Annotated in this window: 21 protein-coding genes; 20 read left to right on the forward strand and 1 reads right to left on the reverse strand. The window is 32.2% G+C overall.

What is annotated here, in order from left to right:
- Window positions 1-97: 97 nt before the first annotated feature.
- Complete coding sequence (locus tag VB264_RS04525) at window positions 98-319, reverse strand: DUF2795 domain-containing protein (protein ID WP_092018230.1); 222 nt, start codon at window positions 317-319, stop codon at window positions 98-100.
- Between the two features lie 297 nt (window positions 320-616).
- Here VB264_RS04525 and VB264_RS04530 point away from each other — a divergent pair, with 297 nt between their 5' ends.
- From VB264_RS04530 to VB264_RS04615, 20 genes are all read left to right on the forward strand, one after another.
- The gene (locus VB264_RS04530; RefSeq protein ID WP_323247144.1) at window positions 617-1,414 is read left to right on the forward strand and encodes a copper homeostasis protein CutC; all 798 of its coding nucleotides are present in this window, start codon (window positions 617-619) and stop codon (window positions 1,412-1,414) included.
- Window positions 1,415-1,612: 198 nt separating this feature from the next.
- Window positions 1,613-3,349, forward strand: coding sequence for a tetratricopeptide repeat protein (locus tag VB264_RS04535; protein ID WP_323247146.1), 1,737 nt, complete (start codon window positions 1,613-1,615; stop codon window positions 3,347-3,349).
- 41 nt (window positions 3,350-3,390) lie between these two features.
- The gene (locus tag VB264_RS04540) at window positions 3,391-4,236 is read left to right on the forward strand and encodes a DUF4292 domain-containing protein (RefSeq protein ID WP_323247148.1); all 846 of its coding nucleotides are present in this window, start codon (window positions 3,391-3,393) and stop codon (window positions 4,234-4,236) included.
- Window positions 4,237-4,251: 15 nt separating this feature from the next.
- The gene (locus VB264_RS04545; protein WP_323247150.1) at window positions 4,252-5,544 is read left to right on the forward strand and encodes a murein hydrolase activator EnvC family protein; all 1,293 of its coding nucleotides are present in this window, start codon (window positions 4,252-4,254) and stop codon (window positions 5,542-5,544) included.
- Between the two features lie 264 nt (window positions 5,545-5,808).
- Window positions 5,809-6,498 carry a tetratricopeptide repeat protein gene (locus tag VB264_RS04550; protein WP_323247152.1) on the forward strand — a complete coding sequence of 230 codons (690 nt, stop codon included), beginning with the start codon at window positions 5,809-5,811 and terminating at the stop codon, window positions 6,496-6,498.
- A gap of 144 nt (window positions 6,499-6,642) precedes the next feature.
- On the forward strand, window positions 6,643-7,119 hold the full coding sequence (gene ribH, locus VB264_RS04555) for a 6,7-dimethyl-8-ribityllumazine synthase (RefSeq protein WP_323247154.1): 477 nt from the start codon (window positions 6,643-6,645) through the stop codon (window positions 7,117-7,119).
- A 65-nt stretch (window positions 7,120-7,184) separates the two neighbouring features.
- Window positions 7,185-7,421 (forward strand): DUF2281 domain-containing protein, encoded by a 237-nt coding sequence (locus tag VB264_RS04560; protein WP_323247156.1) that lies wholly within the window; start codon window positions 7,185-7,187, stop codon window positions 7,419-7,421.
- Window positions 7,422-7,654: 233 nt separating this feature from the next.
- A complete protein-coding gene (locus VB264_RS04565) occupies window positions 7,655-9,013 on the forward strand; it encodes an aspartate kinase (RefSeq protein ID WP_323247158.1) in 1,359 nt (452 codons plus the stop codon).
- Window positions 9,014-9,139: 126 nt separating this feature from the next.
- Window positions 9,140-10,411 (forward strand): serine--tRNA ligase, encoded by a 1,272-nt coding sequence (serS, locus tag VB264_RS04570; RefSeq protein ID WP_323247160.1) that lies wholly within the window; start codon window positions 9,140-9,142, stop codon window positions 10,409-10,411.
- 133 nt (window positions 10,412-10,544) lie between these two features.
- Window positions 10,545-11,162, forward strand: coding sequence for a hypothetical protein (locus tag VB264_RS04575; protein WP_323247162.1), 618 nt, complete (start codon window positions 10,545-10,547; stop codon window positions 11,160-11,162).
- 46 nt (window positions 11,163-11,208) lie between these two features.
- On the forward strand, window positions 11,209-11,772 hold the full coding sequence (locus VB264_RS04580) for a hypothetical protein (RefSeq protein WP_323247164.1): 564 nt from the start codon (window positions 11,209-11,211) through the stop codon (window positions 11,770-11,772).
- A 59-nt stretch (window positions 11,773-11,831) separates the two neighbouring features.
- Complete coding sequence (locus VB264_RS04585; protein WP_323247166.1) at window positions 11,832-12,668, forward strand: hypothetical protein; 837 nt, start codon at window positions 11,832-11,834, stop codon at window positions 12,666-12,668.
- A gap of 241 nt (window positions 12,669-12,909) precedes the next feature.
- A complete protein-coding gene (locus VB264_RS25095) occupies window positions 12,910-13,203 on the forward strand; it encodes a transposase family protein (RefSeq protein ID WP_407654641.1) in 294 nt (97 codons plus the stop codon).
- 183 nt (window positions 13,204-13,386) lie between these two features.
- The gene (locus tag VB264_RS04590; protein ID WP_323247289.1) at window positions 13,387-13,962 is read left to right on the forward strand and encodes a transposase; all 576 of its coding nucleotides are present in this window, start codon (window positions 13,387-13,389) and stop codon (window positions 13,960-13,962) included.
- A complete protein-coding gene (locus VB264_RS25100) occupies window positions 13,959-14,096 on the forward strand; it encodes a transposase (protein ID WP_407654642.1) in 138 nt (45 codons plus the stop codon). The genes VB264_RS04590 and VB264_RS25100 overlap by 4 nt, the downstream gene beginning before the upstream one ends.
- 86 nt (window positions 14,097-14,182) lie before the next feature.
- Complete coding sequence (locus VB264_RS04595) at window positions 14,183-14,902, forward strand: LytR/AlgR family response regulator transcription factor (protein ID WP_323247168.1); 720 nt, start codon at window positions 14,183-14,185, stop codon at window positions 14,900-14,902.
- Window position 14,903: 1 nt separating this feature from the next.
- Window positions 14,904-16,013: a sensor histidine kinase gene (locus VB264_RS04600; protein WP_323247170.1), complete on the forward strand. Its 1,110-nt coding sequence runs from the start codon at window positions 14,904-14,906 to the stop codon at window positions 16,011-16,013.
- A gap of 29 nt (window positions 16,014-16,042) precedes the next feature.
- A complete protein-coding gene (locus VB264_RS04605) occupies window positions 16,043-17,140 on the forward strand; it encodes a sensor histidine kinase (protein WP_323247172.1) in 1,098 nt (365 codons plus the stop codon).
- A gap of 22 nt (window positions 17,141-17,162) precedes the next feature.
- Complete coding sequence (locus tag VB264_RS04610; protein ID WP_323247173.1) at window positions 17,163-18,266, forward strand: sensor histidine kinase; 1,104 nt, start codon at window positions 17,163-17,165, stop codon at window positions 18,264-18,266.
- 61 nt (window positions 18,267-18,327) lie between these two features.
- Entirely contained in the window at window positions 18,328-19,425 is a 1,098-nt protein-coding gene (locus tag VB264_RS04615; protein ID WP_323247174.1) for a sensor histidine kinase, read from the forward strand.
- Window positions 19,426-19,521: the final 96 nt, after the last annotated feature.

The following is a 19,521-nucleotide window of genomic DNA, read 5'->3' on the forward strand; positions in this document are numbered from 1 at the left end:
AACTTATAGCTGATTGCTTAAAGCAATGTATAATATTAACAAAAAAAGTGCCACCCTCAACAGGTGGCACTTCGTGATTACTTTCTATTATCCAATTTTAATATTCATCTTCGTTAAAGAAGAAATCATCTTTAGTAGGATAATCTGGCCAGATTTCTTCGATGCTTTCGTAAGGTTGACCGTCGTCTTCCAATTCTTGCAAATTTTCAACTACTTCAAGTGGCGATCCAGTACGGATGGCGAAATCGATTAGTTCATCTTTCGTGGCAGGCCATGGAGCATCTTCTAGATAGGATGCTAATTCAAGTGTCCAGTACATATTATATGAATTTGATTACAATTAATTACTAATTTAAAAAATAAAATACTGATTATAAGAGACTTATACAGCTATTATTTAACCTGTTTTTCTCAGGATTGCAAAAGTATACGTTTTTTATTTATGAAAAGCTTTTTTCTTTAAAATCTTGTGTTGAATTAACTAAATTTATTTGAAAAAAGTACATTTAAAGCTATAATTATTTACAATTTTGTAGCTATATTCTTTTATTATCCTGAAATTCAATAAAATACTATAATCTTCCCAAGAGATTAAATAAACATTAAATTTGTCCCAATGAAGTATTCAACCCTTACTTTACAACAAAAACCCCTCGTAGAAGTCTGTGCTTATTCTTTTGAATCATGTGTGGCAGCAGAAAAAGCCCATGCAAATAGAATAGAACTTTGTAGTTCAATGTTTGAAGGTGGCACTACACCTTCGGCTGGTTTAGTAAAAATGGTCACTCAAAAAGTCAAGCTTGGAATCAATGCCATGATTCGCCCTAGGGGTGGAGACTTTTGTTATACCGATGAAGAGATTGCTATCATGAAAGAAGATATACTTTCCATGAAAGCGTTAGGTTGTGCAGGTATCGTATTGGGCATTTTACACCCCGATGGCCGTGTAAACATTCAGCAAACTGCTGAATTGGTAAAACTAGCCTCGCCAATGGAAGTAACTTTCCATAGAGCAATTGACATGACACCTGATTATTCAGAAGCATTAGAAGCTATTATTGACGCAGGTTGTGACAGGATATTAACTTCTGGTCAAAAGAACCTAGCCATAGATGGCATAAAACAGATTGCGGCTATCGTAGAACAGGCAAAAGGTAGAATACAAATTATGGTGGGTAGTGGCGTAAATCTAGGGAACGCTATACAAATTGCCCAAACAGGAGTTGATGCCATTCACCTAACAGGAAAATCTACGAGAGATTCCATGATGACCTACCGAAAAGAAGGCATTGCGATGGGCGGTTTACCAGCAGTACCAGAATATGAAATTGCCTATTCGGATAGTGAAAAAATAAAAGCGGTGGTAGATTTGCTCAATCAAGAATTTCGAGTAAAAAATGAAACAAACCCTTGAAATTTGAAGTATTTTTGATATACCTAATTACAACAATATTCGTTAGTAGGCTTGAAACTAAATTGTATTTAATTCTTAAAGGCAATTTAGTTTCAAGAACGACTTAAATAGATTTTCCTTAACTTTGAAGAACGGAAAATACTGATACAGACAAAATTGTCTTAGAAATATTTTTTTCTTCAATCTGCTACATATTAAATGATGAATTTTAATCTTCGATATTTTTTTTCAATACTGGCTACTTTATTAATAATTAGTCAGTTTTCGTATGCCCAAAAACGTGAATCTTCTAAGAAAAAAGAAGAGCAATCGAAAGCTCAATTACTTGAAGCAGAATCGTTTTTTACCGAAGGAATGAAGTTCTATATGATGGAAGACTATGACAAAGCGGTTGAATTTTATGAAAAGGCTCTTGCTATCGTACCTGATAACAGCGGAATTTTGTATGCTTTGTCTAATAATTATCAAAAATTAAAAGACGAAAACAAGGCTATTCTATATGCTGAAAAAGCATTTCAACTCAATAACGAAAACGAAGCCTATGGAGAGTTATTGGCAGACTTGTATGTAAGAAAACAAAAATATGATGCAGCGGCAAGGGTGTATCAAAACCTAATTGCCCTGAATCCTTCAAAATCTGAATTATATGTAGCACAAGCAGCCGTTTATATTTTTGATAATCACTTTGATGAGGCATTGAAATCGTATAACCGAGCTGAAAAAATCATCGGTATTAATGAAGAAATTACCCGTCAGAAACAGATGGTTTTGGTGAAAATAGGTAAAGTAGATGAAGCCATTAAAGAGGGTGAAAAACTGATTTTATCTGACCCTGAAGAGATTGATTACAACATAGACCAAGCAGAATTGCTGATGTCGAACAAGCGTAATGACCAAGCCATTCCTTATCTTGAGAAGATTCTGAAAATGAATCCTGAAAATGCACAGGCTCATATCATGTTGGCACAGTTGTATCAGGAAAAAGGAGAAATTGATAAATGTAATCGTGAGTTAGAATTAGCTTTTGCCGATGCCAGCCTTGATGCTACCACAAAGGCACGCATCCTGATTGGCTATATGAACATGGCCAAAGATGAAAAATCAAAACAAACAGCATTTAATTTGGTAAAGGTATTGATTAAGGCTAATCCACAAGACCCAAAATCTCATGCTATTTATGGCGATTTGCTTTTTCAAAAAGGTGATGAGAAATCAGCCAGAGATGAATATGTAAAAGCAGCTAGGCTGGATAAATCTATCAATGAAGTTTGGGGAAATATCATCAACATTGATTTTAAGTTAAGACAAATAGACAGTGCCATTGTTCATAGCGAAGAAGCCATAGAGGTATTTCCAAATCAATCTGCATTTTGGTATTTGAATGGCTCGGCGTATTATCAAAAAAGAAATCATAACAAAGCGGCAGAGTCGTTAGAAGAAGCTAGACGATTAACACCCACAAATTCTGAGTTATATCAGCACATCAATGCGCTGTTGGGCGATACTTATAATAGTTTAAGCAAATATCAGAAGTCGGATGAAGCCTATGAAGCTGCCTTAAAAGCTGACCCCAACAATGACCATGTACTGAATAACTATAGTTATTTCCTATCTTTAAGAAAAGATAAACTAGAATTAGCGGCTGAAATGGGTGCAAGACTGGTGGAAAAGCATCCTGACAATGGTACGTATCTGGATACCTATGCTTGGGTACTTTATGTGATGAAAGACTTTAACAAGGCTAAAATCTATTTAGAAAGAGCCGTTGTTCAGAATAAAAGTAATAGTGGTACAATTGTGGAACATTATGGTGATGTGCTTTTTCAATTAGGTGAAAAAGAAAAAGCTGTAGAACAGTGGAAAAAAGCTAAAACCATAGGCACAACCAGTACATTAATTGACAAAAAAATCGCAGAAATGAAATTAATAGAATAAAAGTTATAATCCTTAAGCTATTAATTACCTAATCTTAAAATATGAAACATTACTCATTAATGCTATTAGCGTTTACATTTTTTATTGCTTCTTGTAAACGTCAACATATCAATAAAACCTCCGATGCTTCGTCTATTGATTCATTAAAAGTAGCTGATACGAAGCCAGTAATTGATTCTCTGACTATCACAACACCTTCTAAACCAGAAGTAGCTGTAACAGAAGAAGAAAAAGTTAAAATAGATGAGATTGATTTTAAATATTTAAAAGCAAAAGCAAAAGTTTCATACAAATCGCCCAATGATAACCAAAGCTTTACTGTTGATATCAGAATGCGTAAAGACAGTTTAATTTGGATGAACGTATCAGCATTTGGCATTACTGTGGCTACAGCCCTTTTCAACGATAGTCTCGTAAAGCTTTATGATAAATATCATGGCGAATACAAAGAATATACTTATGAGGATTTTGCGGGAAAATTCAACTTCAATGTAAGCTATGACATTTTGCAAGCGTTGGTAGTGGGGAATCGTCCCTTCAAAAAAAATAAATCAAGAGTAGTTCGTAGCAATGAATACTTTTTATTAAAACAAGAAGAAAACAAAGTATTGATAGATAATTATATTGGCGAAAATAAAAAGCTAAAAAAAATCTTGCTTACACAAGAAGATACAAGTAATAAACTAACTTTAGACTTTGATGACTTTACGACATTGAATCAGTTTTTATTTCCTCAATCAAGCTTAATCACTTTAGATTATCAGTCGAAGGAAGATCAAAAAATGTATCAAACCGTTGTTAATATCAAGCACACAAAGGTTGAATTATTAGACACTCCTCTGGAATTTCCATTTAGAGTGCCCGAAAAACTTCTAAATAAAAATTAAAACTTTATCAAAAAGTTGAATTTACATATCAGTAATCATCAAGCAGCCCTAAAATTCGTTTCAGGACTGCTTCTTGTTTTGTTATATTTCATTCCAAACCTATCAATTGCACAAAATTCAACCCTTGCTAAAAGGAAAAAGTTGGAGGCTGCCAAGCAAGAGAATATCCAGAAGATTCAGGAAATCAATAAAATCATTGAAAAAACTGAACAGAAAAAAGAAGCAAGTGTTGGTAAGCTTAATGCCTTAGGAGAAAGAATAGATAAACAAGCTAAACAGATTGACATCATTTCAGAGAATCAGCAATTACTTCAAAATGAAGCCGAAGAACTAAAAAAGGCTACTGGGAAACTGTCGGGAAATCTTGAAGAATTAAAGGTAGAATATGCAAAAATGGTTTTTACAGCGGCCAAAACCAGCAATAAAGTAAACAAGCTAAGTTTTTTGTTTTCTTCTGCAAATTTCAATCAACTGATTCGTCGTTATAAATATCTTCAACAATATTCTTCAGCACGCGAAAAACAAGCAGTTTTAATACAACAAGTACGTTCAGAACTATTGACGGAACAAGTAAAAATCTTGCAAAAGAAACAAGAACAAGATGCTGTTTTGCGTGAAAAAATCACAGAAACTCAAAATTTACAAGTATTAAAAGGTAAACAGACAGAAGTAGTTACGGAGTTAAGCCAAAAAGAAAAAAGCCTAAGGGCACAATTAGAAGCTAATAAAAAAGTAGTAGAACGCTTAGAGACGATGATTGCCAAGATTGTAGAGCGTGAAATAAAACGCTCGCAAGAACGTGAGCAATTAGCGAATAGACGTAATCAAAACAAGAAGCCAGTTATTACTTCAAATAGAAAAGCCATTGCCCTGAATGTGGAAGAAACAAGGTTGGCCACTTCTTTTTCAGCATTACGGGGCAGAATGCCTTGGCCTGTTAATTCTGGCTTTATTTCTAGCCGTTTTGGAGTACACAATCACCCCGTTTTGAGAGGAGTCAGGACAAACAATAATGGTATTGATATACAAACAAGTGCAGGCAATGATGTAAATGTAGTTTATGAAGGCGTTGTACAATCGGTTGTTTCTATTCCAGGAACTTATATGGTTGTAGCGATTCAGCATGGCGATTATTTTACCATTTATAGTAAGTTGTCAAATGTATCCGTAAGAAACGGACAAAAGGTAGGGGCTGGGCAAAAAGTAGGCGAGGTTGCCTCTGATACTGATGGTACTTCGGAGCTAAATTTTCAAGTTTGGAAAACTTTTGATAAGCAAAATCCAGAAAACTGGCTTCGTCAGAAATAGGTATTGTATATAGATTCGATAGAAAAAACATAGAAACAGGACAAAATGTTTCGTTAAAACTGCTTAAAATCCTTATTTTTTAATACTTTTGAATTTAGACTTGAAAAGATTACACAAAAACCTTTAAAGTTCCAAGAGATTTCCTAATTTTGCAATCCGATTTTGAAGCTAGTAAAAAATGATTAGTTATTTGCTTTGTAAACTCATTATCAATTCATTATACAAGGATAAATAACCGACAACAAATAAAGATAAAAACCAACAATGACAAAGAAAGACGAAAAAACGCCACTTGATTTTTTGGAAACTGCTGATGGCTTAAAAAGCGAATTAGAGCATGACATTCATAAAGTTCAAGCGACTGTTGAAAAAAACAAAGGCGTAATTTATGGTGTAGCAGGTATATTGGTAGTGGCGATATTAGGTTATTTTGGCTACAAATATTACTTAACGACACAAGACGAAGCAGGACAAGCAAAATTATTTAATGCTGTTTATAAATTTGAAGCAGACTCAAATAAGGTAGCCGCTAAAGAATTAGGTAAAATTGCTGATGATTTTGGTGGAAATACTGGAAACTTAGCAAGCTTCTATGCGGGTGTTGCTAATTTAAAAGAAGGTAAATTTGATGCTGCCATTGATCAGTTAAAATCATTCAGTAGCTCAGATTTATTGGTGCAGGCTCGTGCTTATTCTTTAATTGGAGATGCTTATACAGAAAAGAAAGCATATAGCGATGCTATAACATATTATAAAAAAGCTGCTGAATATAAGGCTAACAAATTCTTCACGCCTACATATTTAATGAAATTGGCTGCTGCTTACGAAGCAAACAATGAACAAAAAGAGGCGTTGGCTGTTTATACTGAAATTGTAGACAAATATGCAGAGTCGTCAGAATCCATCAACGCTAAGAAGTATAAAGCGGTGTTAGAAGGCTCTGTCTCAGAATAAAGGAATCAATAAAATATTGATACGAGAGGGATAAGAGCATAAGTTCTTATCCCTTTTTTTATAGTCATTAGTTTTAAACTTTCGTACACACGCTTTAATCCGTAAACTTTCGTCATTACTTTTAGAGCCAATACCAACTATAAAATGTCTTCAGCACATAAAAATCTAAGTATTTTTTCCACAGAAAACTTACCAGACGTAAGTGATAAAAAGTTTGCCCTTGTAGTGGCAGAGTGGAATGAGGAAGTTACTAATGCCTTGGCAGCGGGCGCACATAAAACGCTTTTAGCCTACGGAGCAAAAGAAGAAAACGTAATAAGAGTGAACGTTCCGGGAAGCTATGAACTAACGTTTGCAGCCCAAAAGATGGCACAAAAAGCAGACATTGATGCGGTGATTTGTATAGGATGCGTGATTCAGGGCGAAACCAAACATAATGACTATATTAATAACGCCGTAGCCCAAGGACTTACTACAGTAAGCTTAAAATATGATAAACCTGTTATCTTTGGTGTACTTACGCCTAATACAGAACAGCAGGCATTAGACCGTGCAGGGGGAATCCACGGAAATAAAGGTGATGAAGCTGCTATTACAGCGGTGAAAATGTTGGCGTTTTAGAGAGTATAAGAATAAGGAATATATTAAATTGTCAGAGAAGTTTAGCTCATTTTAACAATAAAATTATGCTACAAGCCATCGAATTTCCGACCGTTCTTACGGAGAATCAACACATTGATATTCCGAGTAATCTTCGTTCTCAGCTCAAAGCAAATCAATCCGTTAGGGTGATTGTTTTGGTAACCAACGATGTTGAAGAAACTCCTAAGAAAAAACGACAATTAGGTACTTTAGCAGGGAAAATTTCAATTCCTGATGATTTTGATGAGCCTTTAGAAGACTTAAATGAATATATGTATTGATATGAAAAAATATCTTATTGATACTCATATTCTTATTTGGGCCTTATAGAATAACCCTAAGCTCTCTAATAAACTGAAACAAATATTAGAGGATAACAATAATGCTATGTTGGTCAGTCAAGAATAGCTACCACTTTTCAAGAACAGATTCCATTGATTTCTGCTGATGAAAAGTTCAAAAACTATCAATCTCAAATACAAATCATTGATAATCAATAATTAAAGAAGAAAAAATGCAAGTCTGGAAATTTGGGGGAACTTCCGTTGGGAAGCCCGAGCGAATGCACTCAATTAAAAATTTGATTACTGAAGACGGTAATCGTAAAATTGTCGTTTTGTCTGCCCTTTCAGGTACTACAAACGCTTTAATTTCTATCGGAGAGTCCTTGAAGGCAAACAATGATGCAGAAGCTACTCAAAAAATCAATGAGTTGTTTGCACATTACGAAACTTTTATCAAAGAGCTTTATAGTACAAAAGCGGGTTATGCTGAAGGGAAAGCAATTATTGAAAAAGAATTTTCGTTTATTCGTTCTTTAGAAAGTATCAAACCATTTTCAATAAAACAAGAAAAGGAAATTGTAGCAGAAGGTGAATTGCTTTCTACCCAAATGTTCGAAGCATATTTGCGTGAACAAGGTATTAGCGCAGCTTTATTACCAGCATTAGACTTTATGCTTATCGATGCAGACAACGAACCTGTATTGAAGTTTACGGAAGAAAAATTAGGTGGTATTCTCTCACAATTAACAGACAAGCAAATCTTTATTACACAAGGGTTTATCTGTAGAAATCCTCGTGGAGAAGTAGATAACTTAAAAAGAGGTGGTTCTGATTATACAGCATCATTAATCGGTGGTGCCATTGTAGCAGAGGAAGTACAAATCTGGACGGATATTGATGGAATGCATAATAACGACCCACGTATCGTAAAGAAAACCTTCCCTATCCGTGAATTGACTTTTGAAGAAGCAGCCGAATTAGCCTATTTTGGAGCAAAAATTTTGCACCCAAGTACCATTACTCCTGCTAAAATGAAAGGTGTTCCTGTACGTTTAAAAAATACCATGGAACCTGCAGCCTTTGGTACTTTGATTGCTGACAAGACATCCGACCGTGAAATTAAAGCTATTGCTGCTAAAGATAATTTAACAGCCATTTATATTCACTCAACCCGTATGTTGAATGCTTATGGTTTCTTGCGTAGAGTATTTGAGGTATTCGAAAAATACAAAACGCCTGTTGATATGATTACGACTTCGGAGGTTTCCGTTTCTGTAACCATCGATAACGACGAACATTTAGAAGAAATCATGGCTGAATTACGCCAATTTGCAGATTTAGAAGAATGTGATAAAGACCAGACTATCGTTTGTATCGTTGGAAACTTCTCGGCTGACAAAGAAGGTATCGCCTTAAAAGTATTAGAAGCGATGAAAAACATTCCAATCAGAATGATTTGTTATGGCGCTTCCGAGCATAACATTACTTTGTTAATTCACGGCAAAAACAAAGCTGCGGCTTTGAATGCTTTGAACGAACGTTGTTTTTTATATGAAGATGCGATGAAAGATATTTTCTCCGCTCCTTAATTATAACGACATTGCTTAATAGCCGTGTTGTGAAACCTGTTTCCAGCACGGCTATTTTTTTTATCTTTGTGGAAACATACAAGGTACTAATTCAAAGAATAGCACATTGATATTTAGAAAAAACTTATGTTACAAATACAACAAATTAAAGAAAACAAAGCCACTACGATTGAGGGCTTGAAACGTAAATACTTCAAAGATGCTGAAGAAATCGTTGAGAAAGTATTAGCGTTAGACGAAAAACGTCGTGAAACACAAGTTGAATTAGATACTACCCTAGCAAAATCAAATGCCCTTGCCAAAGAAATTGGGGGATTGATGAAAGCGGGTAAGAAAGAGGAAGCTGAAACAGCCAAAGCAGAGACTAGTGCTTTGAAAGTTCGTTCTAAAGAATTGGAAGAAGTATTGAAAAATACCGAAACTGACTTATATGAAGTATTAGTTACTTTGCCCAACTTGCCTCATAGCAGTGTTCCAGCAGGAAAAACACCTGAGGAAAACGAAGTTGTTTTAGAAAATGGAGCAATCCCTACTTTACCTGAGAATGCTCAACCTCACTGGGACTTAATTAAAAAATATGACATCATTGATTTTGAATTAGGTAATAAAATCACAGGTGCAGGTTTCCCAGTTTATAAAGGAAAAGGTGCTAGAATTCAGCGTGCTTTGATTAATTTCTTCCTAGACGAAGCCATTAATGCAGGTTATACCGAAATTCAACCTCCGATTTTGATTAATAAAGAATCTGGTTTTGGTACTGGTCAGTTGCCTGATAAAGACGGGCAAATGTATCATGCAACGGAGGATGATTTGTTCTTGATTCCTACGGCTGAAGTGCCTATTACCAATATGTACCGTGATGTAATTTTACAAGAAACAGATTTACCTATCAAGAACGCAGGTTACACACCATGTTTCCGTCGCGAAGCTGGCTCTTGGGGCGCTCACGTTCGTGGGTTGAACCGTTTACATCAATTCGATAAAATTGAGATTGTACGCATTGAGAAACCTGAAAACTCATACAATGCTTTAGAAGAAATGTCATTACACGTACAAAGCATTCTTCAAAAGTTAGAGCTCCCATACAGGGTATTGCGTTTATGTGGAGGCGATATGAGCTTTACATCTGCCCTTACTTATGATATGGAAGTTTGGTCTGCTGCACAAGGTCGTTGGTTAGAAGTAAGTTCAGTATCAAACTTTGAAACCTACCAAGCTAACCGTTTAAAATTAAGAATGAAAACTGAAGGCAAATCTCAGTTATTACATACACTTAATGGCTCTGCATTGGCTTTACCTCGTATTTTAGCAGCCATTTTGGAGAATAATCAAACTGAGACAGGCATTAAAATACCAAAAGTATTGGTGCCTTATTGCGGCTTTGAAGAGATTGGGTAAGATAATCTCATAGCCTTGTTGTGATTCAAAAAAAAATTACTAACAAGGCTATGAGATTATCAAAAATATTTTTTGCTAATTAAAATTAATTTCTTTTTTTTACATCTCAATGACTTAAAAATCACCTTATTAAATGTCAACTTTTCATCTTCTAATCCACCGTATTACATATCCCACACTATTAATATTCTTTTTTTTGCCCTTCATCAGTATTCAATGTACAACTGGACAGAAAATTAGCGAATTAAGTGGCTACCAACTTGCGAAAGGAGGGAACTATGATAATCAGGTTCGCAATTTTTATAGTATAGCCAACGAATTTTCTAAGTTAGACAAAAACAAAAAAAAGTTATCTTTTGAGGATACTCAGAAAGAAATTAAAATACTAAATGAACTGCAGGAAATTACAAAAATATCACCTAACCCATTTTTGATTATTTTTAGTATTGCTTTAATTGTTGGATTAATTTTAAGTATTTTTCCGAATCATAAAATTAAGATTCAACACTTTTTAATTATCAATATCGTTAAGCTAATCTGTTTAATCTCATTTTTTATACTATCCCAATCTTTTGAAACAAATCGAATAAATACATTAAACGGCATAGGCATGTTTATTGATACTAGCCCAGAATATGGTTTTTATTTCAGCCTTGTTCTTGTTTTTACCCTTTTTGTTTTTCATCTAAGTATAATATCGGACAGTTATTATGCCATTAAACAAACCTCTGAAATAGAGGAATTTGATTAAAGATCTATTTCCTTAATTTATATCAACCCTTAACCGACTAATTCAAATGACAAAATTGTTTAATTTATTCTCGCGCATTTCTTTTACAGTTGTGCTTGCAAGTTTATTTTTACCATTTATGGTTGTACAATGTGCTAATCAAGAGATTGTGAAAGCAACAGGTGTTCAACTTATAACGGGCGACATTAAAATGAAAGACCCTAGCAAGCAATTTAACCCTAACAATCCTTTTGAAAGTACAAGTTTGGATGACCTACACAAAAACCTTAATAAAACCACCCAAGGTAATAAAACACCAGAACATAATCCTTATATTATCGGAATTGGCATTTTGGGTTTACTTGGCTTGGTTATTAGTTTTTTAAAAATGCCTTACAGAAAAGAAGTACTTATGGGAATTGCCGCTACAGGTATAATATTATTAGTTGTATTATCCCAAACATTGGAAGTGACCGGAGCGAAGGACTTAGCGAAAGAAAACAACCCATTGTTAAGTGCTTACAAGGTTAAAGTTTCGATGCAAGAGGGATTTTATCTTTGTTTAGTCGGCTTTTTTATGGTCTTTATTGAACCCATAATTATTTTATTTAAGGATACTCAATATGAGTAATTTCCCCAAATTTAAGGTTATAAAATTATTCACTAATTTTTAAAATATGTTAAACACTCATGAAAACAAGACTAGTATACCTCACAACCAACATCATTTTATTATTATTATTTATGGGTTGTTCTTCAAAAAGTAAATACGAAGTCGCATTTAAAATTGTAAAGCATGAAGTTCTTCTAACAGAGAGTGCAAGCAATAAGGATTCTTTATTCAAAGAGCAATATGATTTACTCTTTGAAGATGAAACCTTCATTAAATTTTTTGATAATGATTCTTTAACTCTTTTAAATAATCATGGATTATTCGCTGTAGGTACATGGTCGAATAACCCTACTACTGATAGCATATTTTTTATGAATATTAATAATATAGGTAAAATTTCCTTTTTAAAACAAGATGAAGAAGGTGAAGGAGGTGAGTTTGAATATTTAGTATTAAAAAGTAAAAGTGCTAAAGGTTTAATTGTAAATTTATTATTAAAAAAAGATTATTATTATGAATCTAAAAAAACAGATTTATTAAGTGTTTCATCAAACTGGTGGCGAGTAAAGCCAACTAAAAAGGAGACAAAAGACCAAATAAAAAAACGAGTAATTGCCCAAATAGATTTTATGCTAAAGTATTTTGAACTAATTGATGACAAACAATACACTACATTTAAAACGACACCATTGATTTGCCCCTACAGTCTTTATTCAACTGGTATGGATATAAATCCATCTGAATTAACTGAATATAATAAATTATTTTACGATTATGATGACGCGGCAACAGCATACGAATTACTAGATAAAGGGCTGAAAAGCATTTCCGTATATCCTGCCGATAGTGAAACTTTTACCAAAGGATATTCTAATGCTTTAAAAGAAATTAGAAAATTTATAGAATTATCCTAGCATATACAAGTTGAACGCATAATCGAAATATTTTATATGGTTTCAGAATATTATCAAAATTATAATTGGCACTAGTCCCGTAAGTTATTGATAATTGTTAAAAAAACTCTATATTTTCAAGTACAAACCAAAGAATATTTGTTCATGCGTTCAGCCTGTAGTATATAGGCTTCCCTTGAGTATCCTTATATTTTAATTTTAGGTTCAACTATGATTTATATAGGACTGTTATCTTTGTTCTATGGACATCAACATTGAATTCCTTTTTAATCTTCCCAAAGTTAAAGTTTTGGACTGTTCAATCTCAGATAAAGAGGCACATATTTATTGTGAATCAACTCATCCCTATGGTCTTTGTCCTGTTTGTCAAAAACCTACCTCGGAAGCGATGATGTATCAAGAACGTACCATTCGAGATATGACACTCTTAGGTAGAAAAGTTTACTTACATTTAAAGACTCGTCAATTTCATTGTACAGACTGTAATCGTTATTGTTATAAGTCTTTTGATTTTGTGAACCCAGTAAAACAATGACCATTCGTTACGAACAATATATTTACCGCATCGGCGGTCTGATTTATGGCAGATGATATTTGTATCAGCCAAGTGTTTGTCAAAGAGGATATTGTCTGGTCAACAGTCTATTCAATTTATTAAAAATATGCTAATAAACAACTTGATAAAAGGTTAGTTTGGCAACAAGTTCTTTACCTTGGAATAGACGTAATTTTTATTCGTAAAGGTAAGAAAGACTATGCTTGTTGTTTAGTTGATTTAGAACGTGGTATTATCTTAGATTTTCTCGAAAATCGCCAAAAAGAAACAATAGTAGACTATTTTAAGGCAAAAGGTATTGATTTTTGTAATCAAATTGAGGTCGTTAGTAGTGATATGTGGGACGCATATTCCATCCTTGCAGGGGATTTATTTCCTAATGCCATATCAGTTATTGACCGCTATCACTTTTTTATTCATCTCTGTAAAGCAATTGACTCGACATGTAAATCTTTACGTAAAGATTCTCCCGATGAGGAATGTTTTAAAAGTCTTCGCTGGACATTATTAAAGAGTCCCGAAAACTTATCTAAGGATGAAGAAAAAACTTTGAACCAAGCTTTTTTAGTCAGCCCAGAACTTCAAGAAGTTTACCAACTCAGAAAAGATTTAAAAGCTATTTTTGATATGGATTTAACCAAAGACCATGCTTCTTTAAAAGTAGAAGAATGGCAGGAAAAAGCTCAAAAAATAGGCAATAAATTCATTGAATCTTTCCTTAAAACACTCAATAATTGAAAAAAAAAGCACTAAATTTCTTCCTCCAAAAACACACAAACTCTGTAGAGGAAGGACTAAATAATGTTATTCGGGGAATCATTCGGCGTTCATTTGGATTTCATAGTTTTGAAAATCTTAAACTAAGAGTTTAGCCCGAATTGGTATAATCCCATATAAATCATAGTAGAACCAGAAAAGTTAAATAAGCCACTAATTAATCTACTTGAACCTTAAACGTATGAAGACCCTCCGTTGCATTGTTCTTGAAGATGAAGAACCTGCTCAAAACCTTATCAAAAATTATTTATCTCGAATTCAGTCGATAGAACTCCTTCAAGTTTTTGACAATGCCATTGAAGCCTCTAATTTTCTAGCTCATCAAGTCGTTGATTTGATTATTACTGATATATCAATGCCTCATTTATCTGGACTAGATTTTATCAGGATGCTCTCACCAAGTCCACATATAATTATCATGACAGCCCATGCGGATTATGCATTAGAAAGCTATGATTTGGATGTAATTGATTATCTGAAAAAGCCCATTTCTTTTGATAGATTTCAAAAATCGATTGAAAAGGTACAACGTCTATATAGCTTTACAGATAATGAAGACAAACATGCATCTTCAGAAACTATGGTGTATGTAAAAGAAGGCAGTAAGATGATAAAAGTAAATTTTAATGATATTATTTATGTAGAAGGACTGAGAGATTATATCAAAATTATCACTGATGCAGACCGCCCAATTGTTACCCATATTACCATGAAAAAGATGGTGGAGATTCTACCTGCTCAAAGTTTTATGAGAGTACATAAATCTTATATAATCGCTACTGATAAAATCACATCAATTGATAGTAGCAATAGTTTGATAGAACTCAAAAACAATATCATGATTCCAATGGGACAAAACTATAAAGAAACACTAATGAGTAAGATTAAACCTATTAATTAATATGGAAAAAATTACCGAATTGTTTTTAAAAATTTATCCTATTGAGGGTGTATCTGTTAAGAGAAGAATTTTATTGCATTGTATTTTTTGGATAATGATGTCTATAGGGTTGTGGAAAGTATGGACGTTACCTACTTCAGACTTAAGGTTCAGTTTCATAATTGTCTTGTACTTAGTAGTTATTAGTATGATTTATTTCTACTTAATAATGTATAAAATAATTCCACTTTGGGAGAAAAACTATCAGCATAAATATTTAGCTACACTAATAGGTATAATTATAATAATTGTTAGTATAGGAATTATGTTTCGTATTAGGACTCAATTTATTTTTGATAATCATTTAGATAATTATTTAATAAAAGATACTAAAACAAACCTTATACAATTGGAAAAAAAATACAAAGATTATATGTATATTTTTAAATACCCTTCTTTTCTTTTTATAAACATAATAGGGATTTTGCTTAACACCTTACCAGCCTTCTTTATTAAACTGACTCATTCTCTAATTAAAAGCATTTCTGATAAAAAGCAAATTGAGATTGATTACTTAAGGTCTCAAATCAATCCACATTTTTTAACTAATACACTTAATAATATTTACAGTCTTTCTGTCACTGAAGATAAACGTAATAGTGAAGCTATTTTATCTTTATCTAGTCTGTTAGATTATGTTCTTTACGAAGCCAATCAACCAACAATCAGTTTGGAAAAAGAAGTAAGCTTCTTATCTAATTTTATTGAGTTAGAAAAAATGAGGAATACGAAAAGACTTCAAGTAAATTTTAATGTAGAGGGAAATATACATGGAAACATACCTCCAATGATACTTATTACCTTTGTTGAGAATGCCTTTAAACACTCTATAGGAGATTTGTATTCAAACAACTTTATCAATATATTCCTTAAAGTTGACAATGAAAATCTCTACTTTGAAGTAGAAAATAGCAAATCTAATCTGCCTATCAATAATCAAAGAAAAACATTTGGGGGCGTTGGTTTAAACAATGTAACAAAACGATTGGCAACTCTGTTTCCTGATACTCATTCTCTACAAATTGAGAATAAGGAAGATTTATACATCGTTAAATTAAAATTAAAATATTGATGAAAAAGATTAAATCTATTAATTAATATATGGAAAAGATTGCCGAGTTATTTTTAAAAATATATCCTATTGAAAGGATATCAGCTAAAAGGAGAATGCTATTGCATTGCATTTTTTGGGCGATAAACTTTGTATTTGTGTGGATAACCTGTCACAATAATCATACTGGTTTAGCTTTCAATTTTATTACAATTTCTTATTTCATAATTCTTGATATAATCTATTTCTACACAATAACTTATGTTATTATTCCACTGTGGTCAAATTATTATAAGTATAAATATATTACTACTATTTTATGTATTGCTGCATTAATATTATGTCTATTTGTTCTTTTTTACATTAGAGTTCAATTTATTTTTGATAATAATCTGACACAAGGTACTAATGTAGACTTTAGCTATTTAAAAAAATTTTACAATGATTATACTTATCTTTTTAAATCCGGATACATTATTTCTGGAATACTTGAAATATTTCTTACCGCTTTACCTGCTTTCTTTATTAAACTTACTCGTTCATTAGCCAAGAACTTTTCCGAAAAAAAGGAAACGGAAATTGCTTATTTAAGGTCTCAAATAAATCCGCATTTTTTAACGAATACCCTTAATAATATTTACAGTCTTTCTGTTACTGAAGACAAACGAAATAGTGATGCCATTTTATCTTTGTCTAGTTTGTTAGATTATGTCCTGTACGAAGCTAATCAACCAACAATCAGTTTGGAAAAAGAAGTAAGTTTTCTCTCTAATTTTATTGAGTTAGAAAAAATGAGGAATACGAAAAGGCTTCAGGTAAACTTTGAAGTTGAAGGAGATATTCATGGAAGCATTCCTCCTATGATACTTATTACTTTTGTTGAAAATGCCTTCAAGCATAGTATTGGAGACTTATTTTCAAACTGCTTTATCAAAATACTTCTTAAGGTTGAAAATGAGAAGCTATACTTTGAAGTAGAAAATAGCAAATCAAACCTACCTATCAATAATCAAAGAAAAACATTTGGAGGAATTGGTTTAACAAATATAAAAAAACGATTGGCAACTCTTTTCCAAAATACTCATTCTCTTCAAATTGAAAATCAAGAGAATGAGTATGTAGTTAAATTACAATTAGAGCTAATTTAAAATATTAAACCTATTAATGAATATGAAAAAAATTGCCGAGTTGTTTTTAAAAATTTATCCTATTGAAGGAGTATCTCTTAATAGAAGAATTTTATTACATTGTGTTTTTTGGATAATGATGTTTATAGGTTTGTGGAAAGTATGGACGCTACCTACTAGCCCAGACTTAAGGTACGGTTTCATAACTGCTTTGTACTTAGTAGTTCTTGATATGATTTATTTCTACTTGATAATGTATAAAATAATTCCACTTTGGAAGAATAATTATCAGCATAAATATTTGGCTACAGTCATAGGTATAATTATACTAATTGCTAGTATTTTAATTATTTTTCGTATTAGAGCTCAATTTATTTTTGATAATCATTTGATAAAAGATACTAAAGCAAACCTTATTCATTTGGAAAAAAAGTTTAAAGATTATATGTATCTTTTTAAATACCCTAGACATCTTTTTTCTGGTATGTTACAAATCTTTCTTTTCTCCTTACCTGCCTTCTCTATCAAACTCGCTCACTTCCTAATCAAAAATATTTCTGATAAAAAACAAGCAGAAATTGATTATTTAAGGTCTCAAATCAATCCACATTTTTTAACTAATACCCTTAATAATATTTACAGTCTTTCTGTCACTGAAGATAAACGCAATAGTGATGCTATTCTATCTTTATCTAGTTTATTAGATTATGTTCTTTATGAAGCTAATCAATCAAGTATCAGCCTAGAAAAGGAAGTGCTTTTCCTCTCTAATTTTATTGAACTAGAAAAAATGAGGAATACAAAAAGGCTTCAAGTAAGGTTTGATGTAGAAGGAAATATTCATGGAAATATTCCTCCTATGATTCTTATAACTTTTGTTGAGAATGCCTTTAAGCACTCTATTGGAGATTTGTATTCAAACTGCTTTATCAATATATTCCTTAAAGTTGATGATAATACCCTATACTTTAAGGTACAAAATAGTAAATCAACTCTCGTTGTCAATAGCCACAAAAAGACATTTGGAGGCATAGGCCTAACCAATGTAAAAAAACGATTAGTTACGATTTTTCCAGAAGCTCATTCTCTACAAATTGAAAATAAAGAAGATTTATACTTAGTTAAACTCCAATTAAAACTGATGTAAAAGAATATCTATTCATTATCAACTAATTAAAACACTGATGAGTAATATTAAACCTATTAATATGGAAAAAAATTCAGAATTATTTTTAAAAATATATCCTATTGGAGGTATATCTGCTAAGAGACGAATTTTATTGCATTGTGTTTTTTGGATAATGATGTTTATTGGTCTATGGGAAATGGTAAGCCGTCCATTAGCAGGAATCTTTTACAATTTACTTTCGACTTTATATTGTTTAATTACTGATGTAATTTTTTTCTACTTAATTGTGTATCTAATTGCTCCATTATGGGATAATAATTACAAATATCGATACTTTATTACATTATTATATAGTGTAATAATTGTAATTAGTGTTGCTATTTTTTTTTATATCAGAGTTCAATTAATCTTTGATTATGATTTACTAAAAGAGGGTAATTTAGAATCTAGGTCTTTAAGTGTATTCTATAATAACTTTTGGTTTATATTCAAGTCTGGCTTTATAGTTTCAAGTATTATAACTATTTTTTTTTTTACTCTACCAGCATTTTTCATTAAACTCATTCATTCCTTAGTCAAAAGTATTTCCGAAAAAAAACAAGTCGAAATTGACTACTTAAGGTCCCAAATCAATCCGCATTTTTTAACGAATACCCTTAATAATATTTACAGTCTTTCTGTTACGGATGATAAACGAAATAGTGATGCCATTTTATCTTTGTCTAGTTTGTTAGATTATGTCTTGTACGAAGCCAATCACCCAACCATCAGTTTGGAAAAAGAAGTAAGTTTTCTCTCTAATTTTATTGAGCTAGAAAAAATGAGGAATACTAAAAGACTTCAAGTAAGCTTTGAAATCCAAGGAGATATTCATGGAAGCATTCCTCCTATGATTCTTATTACTTTTGTCGAAAATGCCTTCAAGCACAGTATTGGAGACTTATTTTCAAACTGTTTTATCAACATATTACTTAAGGTTGAAAATGAGAAGCTATACTTTGAGGTACAAAATAGCAAGTCAAATCTCATTGCCAATAACAATAAAAAGACTTTTGGAGGTATAGGTCTAACCAATGTAAAAAAACGGTTGTCAACTCTTTTTCCAAACACTCATTCCCTTCAAATAAAAAATGAAGAGAACGTATATACAATCGATTTACAATTAGGATTAATGTAGAATACCACGCATATTTTGTCGAAAAGTTAATATGATTTGTCGATTACAAAATTTCCATGATTTCTTTTATGGCAAATTTGTACAAGAAATTATTTA

The organism is Arcicella aquatica, assembly GCF_034928825.1.
Taxonomy (GTDB): Bacteria; Bacteroidota; Bacteroidia; order Cytophagales; family Spirosomataceae; genus Arcicella; species Arcicella aquatica.

Coding starts and splice junctions, on each gene's coding strand:
- VB264_RS04525 (WP_092018230.1), bottom strand. CDS start 319: ATGTACTGGACACTTGAATTAGCATCCTATCTAGAAGATGCTCCATGG.
- VB264_RS04530 (WP_323247144.1), top strand. CDS start 617: ATGAAGTATTCAACCCTTACTTTACAACAAAAACCCCTCGTAGAAGTC.
- VB264_RS04535 (WP_323247146.1), top strand. CDS start 1,613: ATGATGAATTTTAATCTTCGATATTTTTTTTCAATACTGGCTACTTTA.
- VB264_RS04540 (WP_323247148.1), top strand. CDS start 3,391: ATGAAACATTACTCATTAATGCTATTAGCGTTTACATTTTTTATTGCT.
- VB264_RS04550 (WP_323247152.1), top strand. CDS start 5,809: ATGACAAAGAAAGACGAAAAAACGCCACTTGATTTTTTGGAAACTGCT.
- ribH (WP_323247154.1), top strand. CDS start 6,643: ATGTCTTCAGCACATAAAAATCTAAGTATTTTTTCCACAGAAAACTTA.
- VB264_RS04560 (WP_323247156.1), top strand. CDS start 7,185: ATGCTACAAGCCATCGAATTTCCGACCGTTCTTACGGAGAATCAACAC.
- VB264_RS04565 (WP_323247158.1), top strand. CDS start 7,655: ATGCAAGTCTGGAAATTTGGGGGAACTTCCGTTGGGAAGCCCGAGCGA.
- serS (WP_323247160.1), top strand. CDS start 9,140: ATGTTACAAATACAACAAATTAAAGAAAACAAAGCCACTACGATTGAG.
- VB264_RS04575 (WP_323247162.1), top strand. CDS start 10,545: ATGTCAACTTTTCATCTTCTAATCCACCGTATTACATATCCCACACTA.
- VB264_RS04580 (WP_323247164.1), top strand. CDS start 11,209: ATGACAAAATTGTTTAATTTATTCTCGCGCATTTCTTTTACAGTTGTG.
- VB264_RS04585 (WP_323247166.1), top strand. CDS start 11,832: ATGAAAACAAGACTAGTATACCTCACAACCAACATCATTTTATTATTA.
- VB264_RS25095 (WP_407654641.1), top strand. CDS start 12,910: ATGGACATCAACATTGAATTCCTTTTTAATCTTCCCAAAGTTAAAGTT.
- VB264_RS04595 (WP_323247168.1), top strand. CDS start 14,183: ATGAAGACCCTCCGTTGCATTGTTCTTGAAGATGAAGAACCTGCTCAA.
- VB264_RS04600 (WP_323247170.1), top strand. CDS start 14,904: ATGGAAAAAATTACCGAATTGTTTTTAAAAATTTATCCTATTGAGGGT.
- VB264_RS04605 (WP_323247172.1), top strand. CDS start 16,043: ATGGAAAAGATTGCCGAGTTATTTTTAAAAATATATCCTATTGAAAGG.
- VB264_RS04610 (WP_323247173.1), top strand. CDS start 17,163: ATGAAAAAAATTGCCGAGTTGTTTTTAAAAATTTATCCTATTGAAGGA.
- VB264_RS04615 (WP_323247174.1), top strand. CDS start 18,328: ATGGAAAAAAATTCAGAATTATTTTTAAAAATATATCCTATTGGAGGT.